Below are 22,110 nucleotides of genomic sequence, written 5' to 3'. Positions count from 1 at the left end.
CCTTCGCCGGGACGACACGGAGTGTGTGGCGAGCGCTTATGCTTCTCACACGATCGTCCCGCCCCTCAACTCCCGTTTCAAATCTGCCGCAAAACTGGCATAGCTTAACCATGTCGCACGTGGCGAACGGGGTGAAGCAGGCATGACGCAGGCGGTATTGGGCATCATCGGCGGTTCCGGCATTTACGACCTGCCGGGACTCGAGGGCGCGCGCGAAGAGGTGATCAAGAGCCCCTGGGGTGAGCCGTCGGCGCCGTTGCGGCGCGGCACCATCGCCGGCCTGCCGATCGTGTTCCTGCCGCGGCACGACAAGGGCCACCGGCTGTCGCCCTCCGACATCAACTACCGCGCCAATATCGACGTGCTGAAGCGCGCCGGCGTCACCGATCTGATCTCGCTCTCGGCTTGCGGTTCCTTCAAGGAGGAGATGCCGCCCGGTACCTTCGTCCTCGTCGACCAGTTCGTCGACCGCACCCACAGGCGCGAGAGCTCGTTCTTCGGCAGGGGCTGTGTCGCGCATGTCTCGATGGCGCATCCGGTCTCGCCGCGGCTTCGCGTCCATCTTGCGACAGCGGCTGAAGCCGAAGGCATCGCAACCGCCCGCAGCGGCACCTATGTCTGCATGGAAGGACCGCAATTCTCCACCTACGCAGAGAGCATGACTTACAAGACGCTCGGTTACTCTGTGATCGGCATGACCAACATGCCGGAAGCCAAGCTCGCCCGCGAGGCAGAGATCTGTTACGCCACGGTCGCGATGGTGACGGATTTCGATTGCTGGCATCCCGACCACGATGCCGTCACCGTTCAGGACATCATCCGCGTGCTGTCTTCCAACGCCGACAAGGCGAAGGCGCTGGTCGCGCGGCTGGCAAAGGATTTCCCGCGCGAGCATGAACCGTGCCCGATCGGCTCCGACCGCGCGCTCGACACCGCGCTGATCACCGCGCCCGAGGCGCGCGATCCCGAGCTTTTGAAGAAGCTCGACGCCGTGGCGGGCCGTATCCTGCGCGCCTGAGACGAGAGGCAAACGCGATGAAGGTTGACGGTAAGCATTTTCGCAGCATCTGGCGCGAGCGCGACGGCTGGTCGATCGGCGCGATCGACCAGCGTAGGCTGCCGCACGAATTCGTCGTCGCGCGGCTGACCTCATGTGAAGATGCGGCCACAGCGATCCGCGACATGCTGGTGCGCGGCGCGCCGCTGATCGGCGCCACCGCGGCCTTTGGCATGGCGCTTGCGATGCGCGAGGATGCTTCCGACGCCGGCCTGAAGCGCGCCTACGAGACTCTCGTCGTGGCGCGGCCGACCGCGATCAATCTGAAATGGGCACTCGACGAGATGCGCACGACGCTCGCGCCGATCGATCCGGTGGAACGGGCGGAAGCGGCTTACGCGCGCGCCGACGAAATCGTCGAGCAGGACGTCGAGATCAACCGCGGCATCGCCAGCAACGGCCTGAAGCTGATCGAGGCGATCGTGGCAAGGAAGAAATCGGGCGAGGTCGTCAACGTACTGACCCATTGCAACGCCGGCTGGCTCGCCACCGTCGACTGGGGCACGGCGACCGCGCCGATCTATCTCGCGCATGAGCGCGGCATCAAGATCCATGTCTGGGTCGACGAGACCCGCCCGCGCAACCAGGGCGCCTCGCTCACCGCGTGGGAGCTCGGCCATCACGGCGTGCTGCACACCGTGATTCCCGACAATACCGGCGGCCATCTGATGCAGCACAGCATGGTCGATCTCGCCATCGTCGGCACCGATCGCGTCGCCGCCAATGGTGATGTCTGCAACAAGATCGGTACGTATCTGAAAGCGCTCGCCGCGCATGACAATGGCGTGCCGTTCTATGTCGCGCTGCCGTCGCCGACGATCGATTTCGCCGTCAATGACGGCGTCCGCGACATCCCGATCGAGCAGCGCAGCGGCACTGAGGTCACCGACATGACCGGCCGCACCGCGGATGGACGGCTGGAGACGGTGCGCATTGTGCCCGAGGGCTCGCCGGTCGCGAACTACGCGTTCGACGTGACGCCGGCGCGTCTCGTCACCGGCCTCATCACCGAGCGCGGCGTGCTGAAGCCCGACCGCGCATCGCTCGCCGCCGCGTTCCCCGAGCGGATTGCCGTCGCGGCGGAGTAAGCTTGCTCTCGTAGGGTGGGCAAAGGCGCATCGCGCCGTGCCCACCATCTTCATCCCGCGTCGCGCGAGATTTGGTGGGCACGCTTCGCTTTGCCCACCCTACGGCTGTCGAACCGGCCTACCTCAGCTTCAGCCCCGTCGCCGCCTCGAGCTCGGCGATCGCCTGGGCGCCGCTGGCGACCTTGATCGTGGTCATGCCCATCTCGCGCGCCGGCTTCAGATTGACGCCGAGATCGTCGAGATAGACGCAAGCCTTCGGATCGACCTTCAGCGTCTCGACCATCATCTTGTAAATGCGCGGGTCGGGCTTGCGCAGGCCGATCTTGGCGGATTCGATGACGTGGTCGAACAGCACCATCACCTCGGCGACATAGAGAGAGCGTCCCGTCATGCTGCCGATGGCGTTGGCGGGCAGATTGTTGGTGATGCAGCCAGTCTTGAACTGCGCCTTGATGCGCTTCAGGGCCTCGACCATCTCTGGTCGCAGATCGCCCTGAAGCAGAGGCAGCACGTCGCGGCCGCGCACTTCAGCGCCGAGCGCGAGCGATTCTGTGGCAAACAGTTTATCGAAGGTGTCGATATCGACTTCGGCGCGCTCGAATTTGGCCCAGGCGTTTTCAAGATGATTGGCGGCGTTCGTGCGCCGGATGATGTCGGTTGGCAGACTGCGCTCCCGCTCGAATCGCGCGAACGCCTCGAACGGCGAGCTTGTGAGCACGCCGCCAAAATCAAAGATCACCGCTTCGATTGCCAATGTCCTGCCCTCGTCAATGCTTCCCCAAGACGGCTAGCATGCGATATCGGTAAGGACCAGCCTCAAGCCATTCCAGGCTCCCGCCGATTCGAAGGTCATGACGTGGTCCCATGAAGAAGTCTGCCGCACTTGTCACAACTGCATTGCTGCTCGCCACACCGGCCCACGCCATCGTCGGTGGCGGCACGCCGCAGACCGACGGCGTTGCCCGCGCGGTCGTCACCATCGTTGGTTCGCGCGGCAATTTCTGCACCGGCAGCCTGATCGCACCGAAGCTGGTGCTTACCGTCGCCCACTGCGTACAGCCCGGTGCGGATTACAAGATCGTCGACTATGGCGCCGACGGTAAACCGCAGCTGCTGAACGTGCGGACGGTCGCGATCCATCCGAACTTTAACATGCAGGCGATGCAGGCGCATCGCGCCACTGCCGACGTGGCATTGTTGCAGCTCGATATTCCACTCAAGGGAAAATCGACAGTGTCGGTCGGCGCACCGAATATTCCAATTCAGGTCGGTAGCCGCTTCACCATCGCCGGCATCGGCGTCACCGTGCGTGGAGATGGCAAGAGCGGCGGCACCTCGCGCGTTGCTGCGCTCGTCGCCACCGGTCAGCCCGGCACGCTTCAGATCCGGCTGGTCGATCCCGTAACCAACGGTGTTCGCGATGGAATCGGCGCTTGCACCGGCGATTCCGGCGGCCCGGTGTTCGAGGACAGGCCGAACGGTGCCGTGCTTGTCGGCGTCATCAGCTGGTCAACCGGGCCGAATGGGGCTGCCGGCTGCGGCGGATTGACCGGCGTCACGCCGCTCACGCTCTATCGCGACTGGATCTTGCAGACCGCGCGGAGCTGGGGTGCGGCCCTGTGATTTGACCGCGACTTGATCTATGTCATTTTGCAGCGGAAGCGCGATGGGCGAGCACGCCCGACGCGGAGGAAACGCGTCGTCCGGTCAAGGGCGGCCCTAAAAGCAAAACAAGGCATAGAAGCAACAATGAATGTCGCTGTTCGCAGTCACGCCACGACCAAACAGGCTTCAGAGCATTTCGACGTGCTGATCGTCGGAGCCGGCATCTCCGGCATCGGCAGCGCCTATCACGTCACAAAGCAGCTGCCGGGAACGAGCTACGTCATCCTGGAAACACAGGCGACGTTCGGCGGCACGTGGAGCACGCATCGCTACCCCGGCATTCGCTCGGACAGTGATCTCCACACGTTCGGCTATAGCTTCAAGCCCTGGGTCGGACCGCCGATCGCGACCGCCGAGGAAATCCTCGCCTACATGAACGAGGTGATCGACGACAACGATATCGCGCGGCACATCCGCTACAAGCACAAGATCAATTCGGCGAGTTGGTCGAGCGAGCAAAATCTCTGGACCATCGAAGCGACCACGACCGATACTGGTGAAGCGAAGACCTTCACCGCGAACTTCCTCTGGATGTGCCAGGGCTACTATCGTCATTCGGAAGGTTACACGCCGGAATGGAAGGGCACGGAGCGCTTCAAGGGTCGCATCGTCCATCCGCAGACCTGGCCGGATGATATCGATCTCGTGGATAAGAAGGTCGTGGTGATCGGCTCGGGCGCAACCGCCGCGACGCTGGTGCCGAACATCGCGGACAAGTGCGCCCATGTCACCATGCTCCAGCGCTCGCCGACCTATTTCCGGCTCGGCCGCAACGCCATCGAGATCGCCGAGGAGCTGCGCCGGCTTCAGGTCGATGAGGAGTGGATCCACGAGATCGTCCGGCGAAAAATATTGTTCGAGCAGGATGCGTTCACGAAGCTCTGCCTGAGCAATCCCGAGCAGGTGAAGAAGGAGCTGATCGGCCAGATCAGCGCGGTTCTCGGTCCCGACTACGACGTCGAGACGCATTTCACCCCGACCTATCGGCCGTGGCGGCAGCGCATTGCCTTCGTGCCGGATGCCGATTTGTTCAAGGGTATCGCCAGCGGCGAGGCCTCCGTCGTCACCGACGAGATTGAGTGCTTCGTCGAGAACGGCATCCAGCTCAAATCCGGCAAGTTGCTCGAAGCCGACGTCATCGTCACCGCGACCGGCTTCAATCTCGCAGCGCTCGGCGACATCGCCTTCGAGATCGATGGCAAGCCGCTCGCCTTTGGCGACACCGTCACCTATCGCGGCATGATGTTCACGGGTGTTCCGAACATGGTCTGGGTGTTCGGCTATTTCCGCGCGAGCTGGACGCTACGCGTCGATCTCGTCGCCGATTTTGTCTGCCGTATGCTCGGACATATGAAAGCGAAGGGAACGAAGAAGGTCGAAGTCAAGCTGCGCGCCGAGGACCACAACATGCCGATCCTGCCCTGGATCGATCCGGAAAACTTCAACCCCGGCTACATCATGCGCGACATGAACCTGCTGCCCAAGCGCGGCGACAAGCCGGAATGGCAGCACAGCCAGGATTACTGGACCGAGAAGGACGAGATCCCGAAGACGGATCTGGATGATGGGGCGTTTGTGTATGGGTGAGGGGCGGTAGGCGCCGCCACCAATTCTGGTGTCGTCCCGGCGAAGGCCGGGACCCATAATCCCAGGGAGCCGTTTGGCGAAGACTCGTCGTTCGGTACGTCTACGTTCCAAAACTGAGAGATCACGCGGTATGGGTCCCGGCCTTCGCCGGGACGACGCCGTTTGCTGAGCGGCCAGCGTCTCAACTCGCAGCAAGAGCTACGAATTCCGCCTCGTCGCATTCGTCGCAATCGCGGCCGCGGCCGTCCGGTTCTCCACACCAAGCTTGGCGTAGATCTGCTCGAGATGCTTGTCGACCGTGCGCGGGCTTAATCCCAGAATCTGCGCGATGTCGCGGTTGGTCTTGCCCTTGCTGAGCCAGGCCAGCACTTCACCCTCGCGGGTGGTGAGGCCGAGCTCGCTGGTGAATTCGGGCGGCAGCGCGGTGCCGGACTCCTTGGAGAGCCGCAGCAGGAACTCGTTCGGCCCTAGCTCGCCCATGTAGTAGAACCGCAATTGTGGATGGTCGGGCAGCGACGCGGCCTGGGATTTCGACCCGCTCTTGCCCTTATGTGCCTGTTCCAGCCATTGCAGCAGCGACGGCGGCAATCCGATCTCCTCGCCCGCAGGTGTGCCGTGATGATCGGTCAACAATTTCTGGGCCTGCTGCGTCGCCCAGAGAATGTGGCCCTGGCGGTTGACCGCGAACAGGAAGCGGCCCGAGACATCGAGCGCGGCGCGCGCGCTCTGGGTCAGCCGCGCGTTGCCAAGATGAACGCGGATACGCGCCAGCATCTCCTCGATCACGATCGGCTTTGTCACATAGTCGACGCCGCCGGCCTCCAGCCCGCGCACGATATGCTCGGTCTCGGCGAGGCCCGTCATGAAGATCACGGGAACATTGGCGAGGCCTGCGTCGCGCTTGAGCCGGCGGCACGTCTCGAACCCGTCCAGCCCGGGCATCACGGCATCGAGCAGCACGATGTCGGGCGTGATCTGGTCGACGATGCGCATGGCGCTGGCACCGTCGAGCGCCACCATAACCGTCATCCCTGCGCCGTCGAGCGCGTCGGTGAGCAGCCGCAGCGTTTCGGGAGAGTCGTCGACAACGAGCGCGACGTCGCGCTTTTTCGTCTCAATGCTCATAAGCATGCAGTGTTTTCAATGTTGTCATGTACTGGTCGAGGTCGAAGCGATCGACCAGCGTTCGCATCTGTGCGACAAAGTCGGCATGCTCGGGATGTTCGCTGCCGATCTCGTCCAGCTTCAGCTGGATGCCCCGGACGTAGCCGATCTGGCCGAGCCCGATCAGTGCTTCGATATGCCTGACCGGTGGCCGCGAGCCGCTTTCGGGCTGCCACAGCGGCACGACGATCTCGTCCGAGCCGTATTGCCATTCGATCTTCAGAAGCTGGCGGATGCTTTCCAGCAGCCGTGGGATGTCGATCGGCTTCATCAAATAGCCGTCGTGGAAAGGCTGTGCCAGCGGCGTGCCGTGCGCTTCGAGCGCGCTCGCCGACACCATCAGGATGCGCGCCTGGTGATGTCCGCTCGCGCGCAACGATTCTGCCACGGTCCAGCCGTCCATGCCTGGCATCGAGATGTCGAGCAGAAACAGATCGGGTCGGCAATGCTGCGCCAGCGACAGGCAGCCCGGTCCGTCGGCGGCGCTGAGAAGGATGAAGCCGAGCGGGGCCAGTATCTCGCGCAGGAGATCGCGATGCACGGGATCGTCGTCGGTGACGACGATGGTCTTGCGCGCCCCGTGATAACCGGAGACCGGCGCCTCCACCGGCGCAGTGAGCCTGGGATTGGTGACCTCAGACAGCAGCATCTTCACCTTGAATGTGCTGCCGCGGCCAACCGTGCTGGTGACCTTGATGTCCCCGCCCATCACGCCGGCGAGCAACCGGCTGATGGTGAGCCCCAGTCCCGTGCCGGTCTGCGGTTGCGAGACCCCGAGCGCGCCGCGCTCGAACGGCGCGAAGATGCGTTCGAGATCGTCGCCCCGGATGCCGGGGCCGGTATCCGTCACCTCGAACTCGGCGACGGGACTGCGATAGTGCACGATGAATTGCACGCTGCCGGTCTGTGTGAACTTGATCGCGTTGGACAGAAGGTTGATCAGGACCTGGCGCAGCCGCTTCTCGTCGGCATAGACGACGGTCGGCAAGGTTGCCGGCCGCCTGAAAACGAAGTCGATACCTTTGGCGCCGGCCTGGAGGCGGAACATGCCAACAAGCTGATCCAGGAATTCGCTGAGACGGACTTCGTCGCGCGAGAGATAGAGCCGTCCCGCCTCGATCTTGGAAATGTCCAGAATGCCGTCGATCAGGCCGGAGAGGTGATCGGCGCTGCGGCGAACGACGCGGACCTGATCGCGCGGCTTGGCGGGCAGCGTCGAATCCTGTTCGAGCAGCTGGGCATAGCCGCTGATCGCGTTCAGCGGCGAGCGCAGCTCATGGCTCAGGCCGACCACATAACGGCTCTTGGCGAGGTTGGCGGATTCGGCGACCTCCTTGGCGCGCTGGAGCTCGGCGTCGGTGCGCTTGTGCGCGTCGATCTCCTGGATCAGCAGTGTCGTTTGCCGCCGCGTCTCGTCCTCTGCCGCACGGCGGCTCTGCTGCGCCAGCACGAACAGCCAGGCGACCACGCCGATGATGATGCTGAGCGAGAAGAACACCTTCCAGAGCACGTTGGAGACGAGCAAGTTCTCGCCATGCACGCTCACCGAGGTCTGGAGATAGATCAGCCCAAGCACCAGCGCGACGAGGCCGGCGGAGACCACGAACACGCCGATGTAGTGGCCGAGCTGCGAGTTGATCCGCGCGTAGATCGGCTGCGGTAGGATCTTGCCGAGCGTCTCGGAGAATTGCGTCTGGATCCGCGCGTGCGGCTTGCAGAGATCGTGGCAGCGGGCGTCCAGCGAACAGCACAAGGAGCAGATCGGCCCGGCGTAAGCGGGGCAGGAGGCCATGTCTTCCGGTTCGAACGCGTGCTCGCAGATACAGCACTGGATCGCCTCGAGGTTCTGCCAGCTCCGCTTCGGTTTGCGCGCGATGTAGTATTTGCCGCCGGTCGCCCATGCAATCAGGGGTGCGGTGAGAAAGGCAACCGCCAGCGCGATGAAGGCCGACAGCGCCTTCGCGGTCGGCCCGAACAGGCCGTAGAAGGCACTGATGGAGATAATGGTCGCGATCGTCATTGCGCCCACGCCGACCGGATTGATGTCGTAGAGATGCGCGCGTTTGAATTCGATTTGCTGTGGCCGCAATCCGAGCGGCTTGTTGATGACGAGATCAGCGACCAGCGCGCCGACCCAGGCGATCGCGACGTTGGAATAGAGCGCCAGTGTCTGCTCCAGCGCCTTGTAGACGCCAATCTCCATCAACAGCAGCGCCACGATGACGTTGAAGACCAGCCAGACGACGCGGCCGGGATGGCTGTGGGTCAGACGCGAGAAGAAGTTCGACCAGGCGATCGAGCCGGCATAGGCGTTGGTGACGTTGATCTTGACCTGCGAAAGGATCACGAACGTGCCGGTCAACGCCAGCGCGAGGTCCGGTTGCGACAGCACATATCGAAAGGCTTCGAGATACATATGCGCCGGCTCGGCGGCTTCCTCGGGCGGCACGCCGTGGCCGAGCGCGAAGAAGGCGAGGAACGAACCTGCCAGCAATTTCAATGCGCCGAGCACGATCCAGCCCGGCCCTGCACTCATCAACGCGATCCACCATGAGACCTTGGAGGCACGGCGGTCGCGCGGCAGGAATCGCAGGAAGTCGACCTGCTCGCCGATCTGCGCCACCAGCGAAAACACGACCGAGGCTGCCACACCGAACAGCAACAGGTCGAAATGTCCGTTGAGATCGCCGTGCTCGCCCGAGAACTTGCGCCACTCCGTAAAGGAGTGCGGGTTGTGCCAGGCGATCGCCGCGAACGGCATGATGTGGAGCACGATCCACAGCGGCTGCGTCCACAATTGGAAGCGGCTGATCAGCGTGATGCCGTAGGCCACCAGCGGGATGATGACGACGGCGCTGATGAGATAGCCTACGGGACGCGGAATCCCGAAGCACATCTCGAGCGCGGACGCCAGGATCACGGCTTCGATCGCGAAGAAGATGAAGGTGAAGGAGGCGTAGATCAGCGAGGTGATGGTCGAGCCGATATAGCCGAAGCCAGCGCCGCGGGTGAGCAGGTCAATATCGATGCCGCATTTGGCGGCATAATAGGCAATCGGCACGCCGCAGCAGAAGATGATGGTCGAGACGACGAGGATCGCGGCAGTTGCGTTGGTGACGCCGTAATTGAGGGTGATGGTGCCGCCGATCGCCTCCATCGCGAGGAACGAGATTGCGCCCAGCGCAGTGTTGGCAACGCGGGCGGCGGACCAGCGGCGCGCGCTCTTGGCGGTGAAGCGCAGTGCGTAGTCTTCCAGCGTCTGGTTGGCGACCCATTGGTTGTACTGGCGCCTGACGCGGTCTATTCGCTGCCGCCCTGCCACTTAACCCCACTCCCGAACTCGTCCGAACCTCTCGAAAACTCGCAAATCCCGTACCAAAAGCCTACGTCGGTATTTTGCGGTGCAGTATACGCGATCTTGCGTATGCTTGCGGTGCACAAATTCGAGCCATCCTCACCGGACCAATCGCGTGTCCTCGAACAAAAGTGGGGTGCTCATGTCAGACGAAGAAACCAAGGGCCTATTGTCGCCGCTCCGGCGCAAACTATTGATGGGAATGGCGGCCTTGCCGGCCATGACGATGCTGCCGCGGGCGTCCTTTGCGCAGGCTCCGGCGACCTCGGCGGTCAATACCACGGGTCTGGCGGTCACTGACACCGAGGTGACAGTCGGCATCCTGCATTCGGCGACCGGCACCATGGCGATCTCCGAGACCGGCTCGATCGAAGCCGAAAAGCTTGCCATCGAGCAGATCAACGCCATGGGCGGCGTGCTCGGACGCAAGATCAAGTTCATCCAGGAAGACGGCGCCAGCGACTGGCCGACCTTCGCGGAGAAAGCCAAGAAGCTGCTGGTCAACGACAAGGTCGCCGCGATCATGGGTTGCTGGACCTCGGCCTCGCGCAAGGCCGTGCTGCCGGTCGTCGAGCAGTACAACGGCATGCTCTATTACCCGACCTTCTACGAAGGCCTCGAGCAGTCCAAGAACGTGATCTACACCGGCCAGGAGGCGACCCAGCAGATTCTCGCCGGCCTGAACTGGATCGCGAAGGAGAAGGGCGCGAAATCGTTCTTCTTCGTCGGCTCCGACTACATCTGGCCGCGCACCTCGAACAAGATCGCGCGCAAGCACGTCGAGAACGTGCTGAAGGGCAAGGTCGTCGGCGAGGAGTATTATCCGCTCGGTAACACCCAGTTCAATTCGGTCATCAACAAGATCAAGCTGACCAAGCCTGACGTGATCTTCACCGACGTCGTCGGCGGATCGAACGTGGCGTTCTACAAGCAACTCAAGGCCGCCGGCATCGACCTTTCCAAGCAGGCGCTGCTGACGATCTCGGTGACCGAAGACGAAATCGACGGCATCGGCGGCGAGAACATTGCGGGCGCCTATGCCTGCATGAAGTACTTCCAGTCGCTCGACAACCCGAACAACAAGACCTTCGTGCCCGCGTTCAAGAAGATGTGGGGCGAAAAGACCGTGATCGGAGACGTCACCCAGGCTGCCTATCTCGGCCCGTGGCTGTGGAAGTTGACGGTGGAGAAGGCCGGCTCCTTCGACGTCGACAAGATCGCGGCAGCTTCGCCAGGTGTCGAGTTCAAGGGCGCTCCGGAAGGCTATGTGCGCATCCACGAAAACCATCACCTCTGGTCGAAGACCCGGGTGGGACGCGCCAAGCTCGATGGCCAGTTCGAGCTGATCTACGAGACCGCCGATCTCGTCGAGCCGGATCCGTTCCCCAAGGGCTACCAGTAAGACCGGCTACCAGTAAGAGACGCGGCGTCCGTCGCCGTTTCCCTCAAGGCCAACCGCTCCCTGGCGTGGATTGCAAGTCCACGCCCAAGACCCCCGCGTCGCGAACCTGCTCGCGACGCGGGACCCTTATCCCCGACGGAGGACATCGATGTTCGGCGACTATTCGCTTGGTGATCTTGGCTCCATCTTCGTCATGCAGGGTTTTGCAGGACTGATCCTGTTCTCGGTCTACGTGCTGATGGCGTTGGGCCTTGCCATCATCTTCGGCCAGATGGGCGTCATCAACATGGCCCATGGCGAGTTCATGATCCTGGGCGCCTACGTCACCTGGATGACCTCGAATTTCTTCCAGACCTATTTGCCGAGCCTGTTCAGCGGCTACTTCTTCCTCGCGATGATCCTGGCCTTTGTGGCATCCGGTGCGCTGGGAATGCTGGTGGAATGGGTGCTGATACGGCATCTCTACAAGCGCCCGCTCGATACGCTGCTCGCCACCTGGGGACTCAGCCTGATTTTGCAGCAGGCCTTTCGCTCCGTGTTCGGCGCGCGTGAGGTCGGCGTCGACCTGCCGCAGTGGATGCTCGGCTCGCTGCACGTGTCCGAGAGCATTGAAGTGCCGATCAACGGCGTCTTCGTGATGTGCCTCACCGTCTTGATCACTGTCGGTGTCGCCTATGTGATGTACAAATCGCGCTGGGGTCGCCAGGTGCGCGCCGTGGTGCAGAACCGCATCATGGCCGGCGCGGTCGGCATCAACACCGAAAAAGTCGATCGCTATACCTATGGCCTCGGCTGCGGCATCGCCGGTGTCGCCGGCAGCGCCTTCACGATGATCGGCTCGACCGGGCCGACGTCCGGACAGCTCTACATCGTCGATACCTTCCTGGTGGTCGTGTTCGGCGGCGCCGCGAGCCTGCTCGGGACCATCGCCTCGGCCTTCTCGATCTCACAGACGCAATCCACCCTCGAGTTCTTCATGTCGGGCTCGATGGCCAAGGTACTGACGCTGCTCGCCGTTGTCGGAATCCTGATGCTGCGGCCGCAAGGGCTGTTCGCCCTCAAGGTCCGCAAGTGAGAAACGGAAGGCTGATGCAATGACCGACAATCGCTTCTTCAATCGATCGGAGTTGATCGGAATTCTGTTGCTCGCGGTCTTCCTGGTGGTGGTGCTGCCGCTCACGCTCGACGTCTTCAGGCTCAATCTGGTCGCCAAATATCTCACCTATGCCTTCGTCGCGCTGGGGCTGGTGGTTTGCTGGGGCTATGGCGGCATTCTCAGCCTCGGCCAGGGGGTGTTCTTCGGGCTCGGCGGCTACTGCATGGCGATGTTTCTCAAGCTGGAAGCCTCCAGCCCCGAGAACACCAAGATCCAGTCGACGCCGGGCATTCCAGACTTCATGGACTGGAATCAGATCACCTCGTTGCCGCTGTTCTGGAAGCCCTTTCACAGTCTCCCCTTCACCATTGCCGCCATCATTCTGGTGCCCGGCATCTTCGCCCTGATCATCGGCACGGCGATGTTCAAGCGCCGGGTCGGCGGCACCTACTTCGCCATCATCACCCAGGCGGTCGCGGCCATCCTCACCATCCTGATCGTGGGACAGCAGGGCTACACCGGCGGCATCAACGGCATGACCGATCTGCGGACGCTGAAGGGGTGGGATATCCGACCCGATCACGCCAAGATCGTGCTGTATTTCTTCGAGGTCGGATGCCTGTTCGTCTGCATCATGATCGCGCAGTTCGTCCGGCACTCCAAGCTCGGACGCATCCTGGTCGCGATGCGCGAGAAGGAGGACCGGGTCCGGTTCTCCGGCTATAGCGTCGCGAACTTCAAGATCTTCGCCTTCTGCGTCGCTGCGGTGTTCGCCGCGATCGGCGGCGCCATGTTCGCGCTCAATGTCGGCTTCATGTCGCCGTCCTTCGTCGGCATCGTGCCGTCGATCGAAATGGTGATCTACACCGCGGTCGGCGGCCGGCTGTCGATCCTTGGCGCAGTCTACGGCACGCTGCTGGTCAATTTCGCCAAGACCAGCCTGTCGGAAACATTTCCCGAATTGTGGCTGTTCGGATTGGGCGGCTTGTTCATCGCCGTGGTCCTGGCCTTCCCGAACGGCCTTGCCGGGATCTGGGGCGATTATGTGCAGCCGCGCATCGATCGCCTGATCTCGTCGCGCAAGCCAAAACCTGAAGGCTGGACCGACAGCTCGGTCGCCGACGGCGCCCCGGCGGAGTGAGGAGATCATCATGCTCGTAGGTCACCAGCCTAAGGAATTCCTGCTCGCGGTCGAAGCGCTGACGGTGTCGTTCGACGGGTTCAAGGCGGTCAACGATCTCTCCTTCTACGTGGACGAGAACGAGATCCGCGTCATCATCGGCCCTAACGGCGCCGGCAAGACCACCGTGCTCGACCTGATCTGCGGCAAGACCAAAGCAACATCCGGCTCGATCCAGTTTCGCGGCAAGGAGCTGACCCGGATGAAGGAAAACGAGATCGTCAAGACCGGCGTCGGCCGCAAGTTCCAGAACCCGTCGATCTACGACGATCTCACGGTGTTCGAGAACCTTGAAATTTCTTATCCGCGCGGCCGCTCGGTGTTCGGCGCACTGACCTTCACCCGCGACGCTGCCGTGCGCGACCGGGTGCATGAAGTCGCCGAAATGATCTTCCTGAAGGATAGGCTGAACGTGAACGCCGATCTGCTCAGTCACGGCCAGAAGCAGTGGCTCGAGATCGGCATGCTGCTGATCCAGGACCCTGATCTCCTGATGCTCGACGAGCCCGTCGCCGGCATGAGCGTCTCCGAGCGCGCCAAGACCGCCGAGCTGCTCAATCGCATCATCAAGAACCGATCGGTGCTGGTGATCGAGCACGACATGAAGTTCGTCGAGGATATCGCGCACAAGGTCACCGTGCTTCACCAGGGCCAGATCCTCTCGGAGGGCACCATGGACAAGGTGAAGAACGACCCCAAGGTCATTGAAGTGTACCTCGGTCACTAGGGAGCCTCGCATGCTGGCTATTTCCGATCTTCACGTCGCTTACGGCCAGAGCGAGGTGCTGCACGGCCTCAACGTCAAGGTCGCCGCCAACGAGATCGTTGCGATTATGGGCCGCAACGGCATGGGCAAGACCACGCTGATGAAATCGCTGATGGGTATCCTTCCGACCAAGAGCGGCTCGGTCAGCATGGACGGTGCCGAGCTCGGCAGCCTGCCGAGCTACGAGCGCGTCGCCAAGGGCCTCGCCTATGTACCGCAGGGCCGCATGATCTTCTCGACCATGACGGTGAAGGAGAACATCGAGACCGGTCTCGTCGTCTCCGGTGGGACCGAGGTGCCGGCTGACATCTACGAATTGTTTCCGGTGCTGCTGGAGATGAAGGGCCGCCGCGGCGGCAATCTCTCCGGCGGTCAGCAGCAGCAGCTCGCGATCGCGCGCGCGCTCGCGACCAAGCCGAAAGTGCTGTTGCTGGACGAGCCGACCGAGGGCATCCAGCCGTCCATCATCAAGGACATGGCGCGCACCCTGAAGCGCATCCGAGATGAGCGGGGTCTGTCGATCGTCGTATCCGAGCAGGTCCTCAGTTTCGCACTCGATATCGCCGACCGCGTGCTCGTCATCGAGAACGGCGAGATCGTGCGCGACGATCCGCGCGACGCCGTCGATGCCGCGCAGGTCTCGAAATATCTGTCCGTCTAACCAACCGTGTAAAAGGGGAGCTTCTCGATGCCAGAGACACTGATCAAGGTCGATCTCACCAAGTCGGCTTACGACAATGACATGGTGCACAACCGCTGGCACCCCGACATCCCGATGGTGTCCTGGGTCAATCCCGGCGACGACTTCATCATCGAGACCTATGACTGGACCGGCGGCTTCATCAAGAACAACGATTCCGCCGATGACGTCCGCGACATCGATCTCTCGATCGTGCACTTCCTGTCCGGCCCGATCGGCGTCAAGGGCGCCGAGCCGGGCGATCTGCTGGTGGTTGACCTGCTCGACGTCGGCCCGCTGAAGGAGAGCCTGTGGGGCTTCAACGGCTTCTTCTCCAAGCAGAACGGCGGCGGCTTCCTGACCGACCATTTCCCGCTGGCGCAGAAGTCGATCTGGGACATCAAGGGTCTCTACACCTCGTCGCGCCACATTCCCGGCGTCAACTTCGCCGGCCTGATCCATCCCGGCCTGATCGGCTGTCTGCCTGATCCGAAGATGCTGGACACCTGGAACAAGCGCGAGGCCGAGCTGATCGCGACCAATCCGACCCGCGTGCCCGGCCTCGCCAACCCGCCATTCGCGCCGACCTCCCATGGCGGCCGCGCCAAGGGCGACGTCAAGGACAAGATCGGCGCCGAAGGCGCGCGCACCGTGCCGCCGCGCGAGCATGGCGGCAATTGCGACATCAAGGATCTCTCGCGCGGCTCGAAGATCTACTTTCCGGTCTATGTGCCAGGCGCCGGTCTCTCGATGGGCGATCTGCATTTCAGCCAGGGCGACGGCGAGATCACCTTCTGCGGTGCCATCGAAATGGCCGGCTGGCTGCACCTGAAGGTCGAGGTGATCAAGGACGGCATGGCGAAGTACGGCATCAAGAATCCGATCTTCAAGCCGTCGCCGATCACGCCGAACTACAAGGACTATCTGATCTTCGAAGGCATCTCGGTCGACGAGCAAGGCAAGCAGCACTATCTCGACGTCACCATCGCCTATCGCCAAGCCTGCCTGAATGCGATCGAATATCTGAAGAAGTTCGGCTACTCCGGCGCCCAGGCCTATTCGATCCTCGGCACCGCACCGGTTCAGGGCCACATCTCCGGCGTGGTCGACGTGCCGAACGCCTGCGCCACGCTGTGGTTGCCAACGGAAATCTTCGACTTCGACGTCATGCCGTCGTCGGCGGGTCCGATCAAGCACATCACCGGCGATATCCAGATGCCGATCTCGCCGGACAAATGATCCCTGCGTGAGGAGATGCGGGATGGCGCGTATCTGCCGCCCCGCATCCCTCGCCAGATGTGTTGAACAGGCCATAGCGTAGGGATGATGCGATGCCGGTCTATGAATATCTCTGTGACGATTGCGGTCCGTTCAAGGACCTCCGCCCGATGGCGGAATGCGACGATCCGCAAAGCTGCCCGCATTGCGAGACGATGGCGCCGCGCGTCATCCTGACTGCGCCGAACTTCTTCTGCATGCCGTCCGAGACGCGCAAGGCGCACGCCGTCAACGAGCGTAGCTCACACGCGCCGCAGACACTCGCGCAATACAAGGCCTCGCACGGCCCAGGTTGCGGCTGCTGCTCGTCGGGCAAGACGGTCAAGGACAAGGGCTCGTCGGACAATAAGAAGCCGGCACGGCTGATGACCAAGAGCAAGAGTGGCGCCAAGGGCTTTCCCACCGCGCGCCCCTGGATGATCAGCCACTAACGCACGCGATAACCTCAAACGAATAAAAGACAGGAGCGGACCCAATGCTTCACGGCGATATTTCCAGCAGCAACGACACCGTCGGCGTCGCAGTGGTCAATTACAAGATGCCCCGCCTGCACACCAAGGCCGAGGTGCTCGACAACGCCCGCAAGATCGCCGACATGCTGGTGGGCATGAAGGCCGGCCTGCCCGGCATGGACCTGGTGATCTTCCCGGAATACTCCACCCAGGGCATCATGTACGACTCCAAGGAGATGTATGAGACCGCCTCGGCGGTGCCCGGTGAAGAAACCGCGATCTTTGCCGAGGCCTGCCGCAAGGCGAAAGTGTGGGGCGTGTTCTCGCTGACCGGCGAGCGCCATGAGGAGCATCCGCACAAGGCGCCCTACAACACCTTGATCCTGATGAACGACAAGGGTGAGATCGTGCAGAAGTATCGCAAGATCATGCCGTGGGTGCCGATCGAGGGCTGGTATCCTGGCAATTGCACCTATGTCTCCGACGGCCCGAAGGGCATGAAGGTCAGCCTGATCATCTGCGACGACGGCAATTTTCCGGAGATCTGGCGCGACTGCGCCATGAAGGGCGCCGAGCTGATCGTGCGTTGCCAGGGCTACATGTATCCGGCCAAGGAACAGCAGATCATGATTTCCAAGGCGATGGCATGGGCCAACAATGTCTACGTCGCGGTTGCCAACGCGGCCGGCTTCGACGGCGTCTATTCCTACTTCGGTCACTCCGCGATCATCGGCTTCGACGGCCGTACGCTCGGCGAGTGCGGCGAGGAGGATTACGGCATCCAATATGCGCAGCTGTCGAAACATCTGATCCGCGATGCGCGCCGTAATGGCCAGTCGCAGAACCATCTCTACAAGTTGGTCCATCGCGGCTACACCGGCATGATCAATTCCGGCGAGAGCCCGCGCGGCGTCGCGGCTTGCCCCTATGATTTCTACAAGAACTGGATTGCCGATCCCGAAGGCACGCGCGACATGGTCGAAGCGATGACGCGCTCGACGCCGGGCACCGCCGAATGTCCGATCGACGGCATCCCGAACGAGGCGGCGCCGAGCAATTACTGAGCCATCGCGGCGAAATCCGGATCGGTTGGCGCAAGCCATAATCTTGCGCGGAATGGGAATCCGATCGGCCATAACCGTGGCGCGGTTGCAACATGGCTGCGGGATTCTGCCCTGGTTGTGCGCCAAACTGACGCATTCGGGCCCGGCCGTGGTTCTACGGAACCTTCTCATGGCCTAGGTTCCCGGCGGAACAGCCGGGGCTGGGGGAGTGCGACGTGAGGGGCGTGGGGCGATGGAGGCCGCAGGGTGGACTGCGGCGGTACGGCTCCGTGTCATCCGCTGGCGCGTCGGCAATCCTGACGCTTGCATTTGGCCTCGGCATTTCGACCACGCCGGCCACCGCGCAATGCGCGCCCGATCCGGCCTCGAGCGGCCAGACCGTCACCTGTAGCGGCACCGACGTCGACGGCTTTCAGGCCGGCGCTGGTGTCAACAGTCTCACCGTCAACGTGCTCTCCGGCGCGACCGTGAACGACAACGGAGCAGTATCGATCGGCGTCAACGACTCCAACACCGTCACCAACAACGGAACGCTGTCGGCAGGCTCCGGCCTGACCGGCATGAGTGTCGGCAGCTCGAACACCGTGACCAACAACAACACCATCACGGTGCTGGACAACGGCCTCGGCATCTCCGCGCTCGATCACAACATCATTGTCAATGCCGGGACGATCACGACCGGCGATGGTGGCGCCGCCATCTCGATCGGCGACAACAACACCGTCACCAACGGCGGTGCATTGTCCGTCGGAGCCGGTGGCGCGGGCGTCTTCGCCGGCCAGAACAACACGATCACCAATGCCGCGACGGGCACGATCACGGGGACTAACGGTGCGATTGGCATCCTCGTGTTCGGCGGCGCGACCGTGACCAATGCCGGCGCGATCACCGTCGGCGATTCCCCCGGCTTCTCCGGCGGCATTCTTGCGATCAATGACAACAACACGGTCACCAACAAGGCCACTGGCACGATCTCGGTCGGGCAGAATGCTGCCGGCATCTTCATGCAGGGCAACTTTCAAACCGGCAGCAATTTCGGCGTTATTACGGCCGGCGATTTCGGTGCCGGCATTGCCGTGATAGGCGACGACGCCAAGGTCACCAATGGCGGTTCGATCACGACGGGCGACAGTGGATCGGCAGGCATTTCGGTGCAGGGTGATCGGGCCGTCATCAGCCAGAGCGGGACGATCAATGTCGGCCTGGGCGGTACGGGCATCGACTATTCCGGCCTGTCGTCATCCACGATCACCAACAGCGGGCGTATCACCGGAACAGATTTTGCCGAAGGCATCGCAGTGGTTGGTGATTCCAACACCGTCACCAACAACGGCACGATCACCGTCGGCGCTTCCGGCATCGGCATCGACGTGACTACGCTGAGCACGACCAACCAGATCGTCAATACCGGCACCATCACCGTTGGCGACGGCGGCACGGGCATCAGCGTGAGCGGTGGTGCCAGCATCTTCAATTCGGGAACGATCAACGCCGGCGCGCCTGGTGCCGTCGCGATCGATTTCTGTAGCTGCGGTCCGAACACCCTCACCCTCGGCCCCGGCAGCGTCATCAAGGGTCAAGTGCTCGCCTCCGGCACCGACACTTTCCAGCTTGGCGGCACCGGCAAGGATACATTCAATCTCGACCTGATCGGCACCGGCCTCCAGTACGACGGCTTCTCGACCTTCAACAAGGTCGACAGCTCGGCCTGGACCGTGACCGGCACCGGCAATCAGGATTGGAACGTGCTGGGCGGCACGCTCCTGTTGGCCGGCACCATCAACGGCAATGTGAGTGTCGCGGCGGGCGGAATATTTGGCGGCGTCGGCACAGTCGGAAGCTCCATCACCGTCAATGGCGGCACGCTGGCGCCGGGCAGTCCGACCGGGACGCTGTCCGTGTCCGGCGATCTCTCGTTCACGTCGGCGTCGCGTTACATGGTGCAGGTGTCCGGCACCAGCAACGGTCTCGCGGTCGTCACGGGAACGGCGACGCTCGGCGGCGCCACCGTCGTGGTCGTGCCGACCGGTTCGATCGCGAAGCACTACACGATCCTGACCGCAGGCACGCTGCCCGACACCTTCAATCCGGTCGTCGCGGGTCTGTCGTCGAACCTGCACGCGACCCTGAGCTACGGTTCCAACAACGTCTTGCTGGATCTCGCACTGGGTTATGGCGGCGGCCTCAACATCAACCAGCAAAACGTCGCCAATGTCCTGACGCACTATTTCGACAGCACCGGCAGCCTCCCCGTCGCGTTGGCGAACCTCTCGCCGACGGGACTGACGCAAGCCTCCGGCGAGTCAGGGACGGGATCGCAGCAGACGACGTTCAATGCGATGAACCAGTTCCTCGGCCTGTTGACCGACGTCTTCAGCGCGGGGCGCAGCGGCGCGCCGGGCACGACGCCCTATGCCGACGAGACGAACGCGACTGCCTACGCCGCGACCGGCAAGCGCCCCAGCGATGCCTTTGCTTCGATCTACCGCAAGGCACCGACGCCGACATTCGAGCAGCGCTGGGACGTCTGGGCTGCAGGTTTCGGTGGTTCGCAGACCACCGACGGCAATGCGGCGCTTGGCTCGAACAACACCACCAGCAGCGTGTACGGCACCGCGGTCGGTCTCGATTATCGCTTCTCGCCCTCGACCATCGCCGGCTTCGCGCTTGCCGGCGGCGGCACCGGCTTCAACGTCAACGGGCTCGGCTGGGGCCGCTCGGATTTATTCCAGGCCGGCGCCTTCGTGCGTCACAACGCAGGACCTGCCTATGTCACGGCGGCGCTCGCCTATGGCTGGCAGGATATCACGACCAATCGCATCGTCACGGCGGCCGGCGTCGATCAGCTGCGCGCACAGTTCAATGCCAACGCCGTCTCGGGCCGCATCGAGGGCGGCTATCGCCAGGCAACGCAGTGGATTGGCCTCACGCCTTATGCCGCGCTCCAGGCCACCATGTTCAGCCTTCCCGGCTATTCGGAGTTCGCCGTGGTCGGCAACAACAATTTCGCGCTCAATTACGCAGCCAAGAGCGTCACCGACACCCGCACCGAGCTCGGCCTGCGCGCGAACAAGGCGTTTGCGGCTGCCGGCGGCGTGGTGACGCTGCGCGGCCGTGTCGCCTGGGCGCATGATTTCAATCCGGACCGCAGCGTCGGCGCGGTGTTCCAGACGCTGCCGGGATCGGCCTTCGTCGTGAACGGCGCCGCGCAGGCGCGCGATTCCGCGCTGACCACGGCGTCGGTGCAAATGAACTGGATGAACGGCTGGTCCACGGCGCTGACCTTCGAGGGCGAGTTCTCGAATGTCACCCGCTCCTACGCCGGCAAGGGCGTCGTACGCTACGCGTGGTAGGCCCTACCGCTTCGGCTGCGCAGGTTTGCGCGGCGGGCGCGGGGCTAAGGCCGGCGCGGGCGTCCCACTCATCTTGTTGGCGGCTTCGCTGAGGTCGAGCAGAGTCTTGCGGCCGTCCTCGAGGTAGGTCGCCGATTTCTTCTTCATGGTGTCGGCGAGCTCGTGCAGCCCCCTTATCTTTTCGAACAGCTCGTCGGCCTTGCCGTCGACGAAGCCGGGCACCACGCCCTCGATCTTCGTGACCGCCTTGTCGAAGCCTGCGAAGGCACTGTCGACCTTGGCCATCACCGAGTCGATCTCGGCGCCCTTGCTCCGGAGATCGGCGGTGTAGTCTTCGAACGTGCGCAGGCCTTCCTTGATCGCGGGAGCATTGGTGACGATCGTGCGATCGACACTGTGCAAGGTGTCGACGATCGTTTCAGCGTCGCTGAGATCGGCGGTCAGCACGGGAATGCCGTCCGAGTCCAGCGGCACCGGCGGTGCGGAGGGGGCGCCGCCGATCAGCGAGACCGCAGCGACGCCGGTGAGGCCCTGGAACTCGATGCCGGCCACCGTGTCCTTGCGGATCGGCGCGGAATTGTCGAGCAGCACCAGCGCCACCACCTTGCGCGGATTGTCCAGCTTGATTGACAGGATCTGGCCGGCGGGCACGCCGTCGAAATTGACCGGGCCGCCGCGGCGCAGGCCGCTCGCGGAACCGCCTTCGAACACCACGCGCAACTGGCTGCGGCTCTGGATGCTGCGCCATTTCTGCACGCCGAGCAGGCCGCCGAACGCCACGGCGATCACCGCCAGCGTCGCCGTCCCGATCACCAGATTGCTCGCGCGTGCCATGCCGGAGCGATTCTACGGCCAAAGCGGGGAGTTTGGAAGGATGATGCTTCGGCCGTGATGGTAAGCAGGGTTAATCGGCCCCACGCGACA

Annotated in this window: 17 protein-coding genes; 13 read left to right on the top strand and 4 right to left on the bottom strand. The window is 62.9% G+C overall.

Annotated features, from left to right (window positions below):
- The first annotated feature begins 142 nt into the window (after nucleotides 1-142).
- On the top strand, nucleotides 143-1,018 hold the full coding sequence (locus UP06_RS22855) for an S-methyl-5'-thioadenosine phosphorylase (RefSeq protein WP_045005914.1): 876 nt from the start codon (nucleotides 143-145) through the stop codon (nucleotides 1,016-1,018).
- A 17-nt stretch (nucleotides 1,019-1,035) separates the two neighbouring features.
- Complete coding sequence (gene mtnA, locus UP06_RS22850; RefSeq protein WP_045005913.1) at nucleotides 1,036-2,145, top strand: S-methyl-5-thioribose-1-phosphate isomerase; 1,110 nt, start codon at nucleotides 1,036-1,038, stop codon at nucleotides 2,143-2,145.
- Between the two features lie 118 nt (nucleotides 2,146-2,263).
- On the opposite strand, the gene UP06_RS22845 is transcribed toward mtnA, so the two are convergent.
- Complete coding sequence (locus tag UP06_RS22845; protein WP_045005912.1) at nucleotides 2,264-2,899, bottom strand: HAD-IA family hydrolase; 636 nt, start codon at nucleotides 2,897-2,899, stop codon at nucleotides 2,264-2,266.
- Nucleotides 2,900-3,009: 110 nt separating this feature from the next.
- On the opposite strand from UP06_RS22845, the gene UP06_RS22840 reads away from it, so the two are divergent.
- Nucleotides 3,010-3,768 (top strand): S1 family peptidase, encoded by a 759-nt coding sequence (locus UP06_RS22840; RefSeq protein WP_045005911.1) that lies wholly within the window; start codon nucleotides 3,010-3,012, stop codon nucleotides 3,766-3,768.
- 126 nt (nucleotides 3,769-3,894) lie between these two features.
- Entirely contained in the window at nucleotides 3,895-5,397 is a 1,503-nt protein-coding gene (locus tag UP06_RS22835) for a flavin-containing monooxygenase (protein ID WP_045005910.1), read from the top strand.
- Nucleotides 5,398-5,595: 198 nt separating this feature from the next.
- Here the strand turns inward: UP06_RS22835 and UP06_RS22830 are convergent, their stop codons facing one another.
- The gene (locus UP06_RS22830; protein WP_045006024.1) at nucleotides 5,596-6,528 is read right to left on the bottom strand and encodes a response regulator; all 933 of its coding nucleotides are present in this window, start codon (nucleotides 6,526-6,528) and stop codon (nucleotides 5,596-5,598) included.
- Nucleotides 6,512-9,883: a hybrid sensor histidine kinase/response regulator gene (locus tag UP06_RS22825; RefSeq protein ID WP_045005909.1), complete on the bottom strand. Its 3,372-nt coding sequence runs from the start codon at nucleotides 9,881-9,883 to the stop codon at nucleotides 6,512-6,514. Before UP06_RS22825 ends, UP06_RS22830 begins: the two co-directional genes overlap by 17 nt.
- Nucleotides 9,884-10,058: 175 nt before the next feature.
- Between UP06_RS22825 and urtA the strand changes: the two genes are divergently transcribed.
- The 9 genes from urtA to UP06_RS22780 all read left to right on the top strand — a co-directional run bounded on the left by urtA (nucleotide 10,059) and on the right by UP06_RS22780 (nucleotide 21,186).
- Nucleotides 10,059-11,318, top strand: a complete 1,260-nt coding sequence (urtA, locus tag UP06_RS22820) for an urea ABC transporter substrate-binding protein (protein WP_045005908.1) — start codon at nucleotides 10,059-10,061, stop codon at nucleotides 11,316-11,318.
- Between the two features lie 148 nt (nucleotides 11,319-11,466).
- Complete coding sequence (gene urtB / locus UP06_RS22815) at nucleotides 11,467-12,393, top strand: urea ABC transporter permease subunit UrtB (protein ID WP_045005907.1); 927 nt, start codon at nucleotides 11,467-11,469, stop codon at nucleotides 12,391-12,393.
- A 19-nt stretch (nucleotides 12,394-12,412) separates the two neighbouring features.
- On the top strand, nucleotides 12,413-13,555 hold the full coding sequence (gene urtC / locus UP06_RS22810; protein ID WP_045005906.1) for an urea ABC transporter permease subunit UrtC: 1,143 nt from the start codon (nucleotides 12,413-12,415) through the stop codon (nucleotides 13,553-13,555).
- Between the two features lie 10 nt (nucleotides 13,556-13,565).
- On the top strand, nucleotides 13,566-14,321 hold the full coding sequence (urtD, locus tag UP06_RS22805) for an urea ABC transporter ATP-binding protein UrtD (protein ID WP_045005905.1): 756 nt from the start codon (nucleotides 13,566-13,568) through the stop codon (nucleotides 14,319-14,321).
- Nucleotides 14,322-14,331: 10 nt separating this feature from the next.
- A complete protein-coding gene (gene urtE, locus UP06_RS22800) occupies nucleotides 14,332-15,021 on the top strand; it encodes an urea ABC transporter ATP-binding subunit UrtE (protein WP_045005904.1) in 690 nt (229 codons plus the stop codon).
- A gap of 27 nt (nucleotides 15,022-15,048) precedes the next feature.
- Nucleotides 15,049-16,278 (top strand): formamidase, encoded by a 1,230-nt coding sequence (fmdA, locus tag UP06_RS22795; RefSeq protein ID WP_045005903.1) that lies wholly within the window; start codon nucleotides 15,049-15,051, stop codon nucleotides 16,276-16,278.
- 92 nt (nucleotides 16,279-16,370) lie between these two features.
- Nucleotides 16,371-16,748, top strand: a complete 378-nt coding sequence (locus tag UP06_RS22790) for an FmdB family zinc ribbon protein (protein WP_045005902.1) — start codon at nucleotides 16,371-16,373, stop codon at nucleotides 16,746-16,748.
- Between the two features lie 44 nt (nucleotides 16,749-16,792).
- Entirely contained in the window at nucleotides 16,793-17,833 is a 1,041-nt protein-coding gene (locus UP06_RS22785; protein WP_045005901.1) for an aliphatic amidase, read from the top strand.
- 269 nt (nucleotides 17,834-18,102) lie between these two features.
- Nucleotides 18,103-21,186 (top strand): autotransporter outer membrane beta-barrel domain-containing protein, encoded by a 3,084-nt coding sequence (locus tag UP06_RS22780; RefSeq protein WP_349509938.1) that lies wholly within the window; start codon nucleotides 18,103-18,105, stop codon nucleotides 21,184-21,186.
- 3 nt (nucleotides 21,187-21,189) lie between these two features.
- On the opposite strand, the gene UP06_RS22775 is transcribed toward UP06_RS22780, so the two are convergent.
- On the bottom strand, nucleotides 21,190-22,020 hold the full coding sequence (locus UP06_RS22775) for an MlaD family protein (RefSeq protein WP_045005899.1): 831 nt from the start codon (nucleotides 22,018-22,020) through the stop codon (nucleotides 21,190-21,192).
- Between the last annotated feature and the right edge of the window lie 90 nt (nucleotides 22,021-22,110).

This window comes from Bradyrhizobium sp. LTSP857, assembly GCF_000938285.1.
Lineage (GTDB): Bacteria > Pseudomonadota > Alphaproteobacteria > Rhizobiales > Xanthobacteraceae > Bradyrhizobium.
This window is presented reverse-complemented; position numbering and strand designations above follow the sequence as displayed.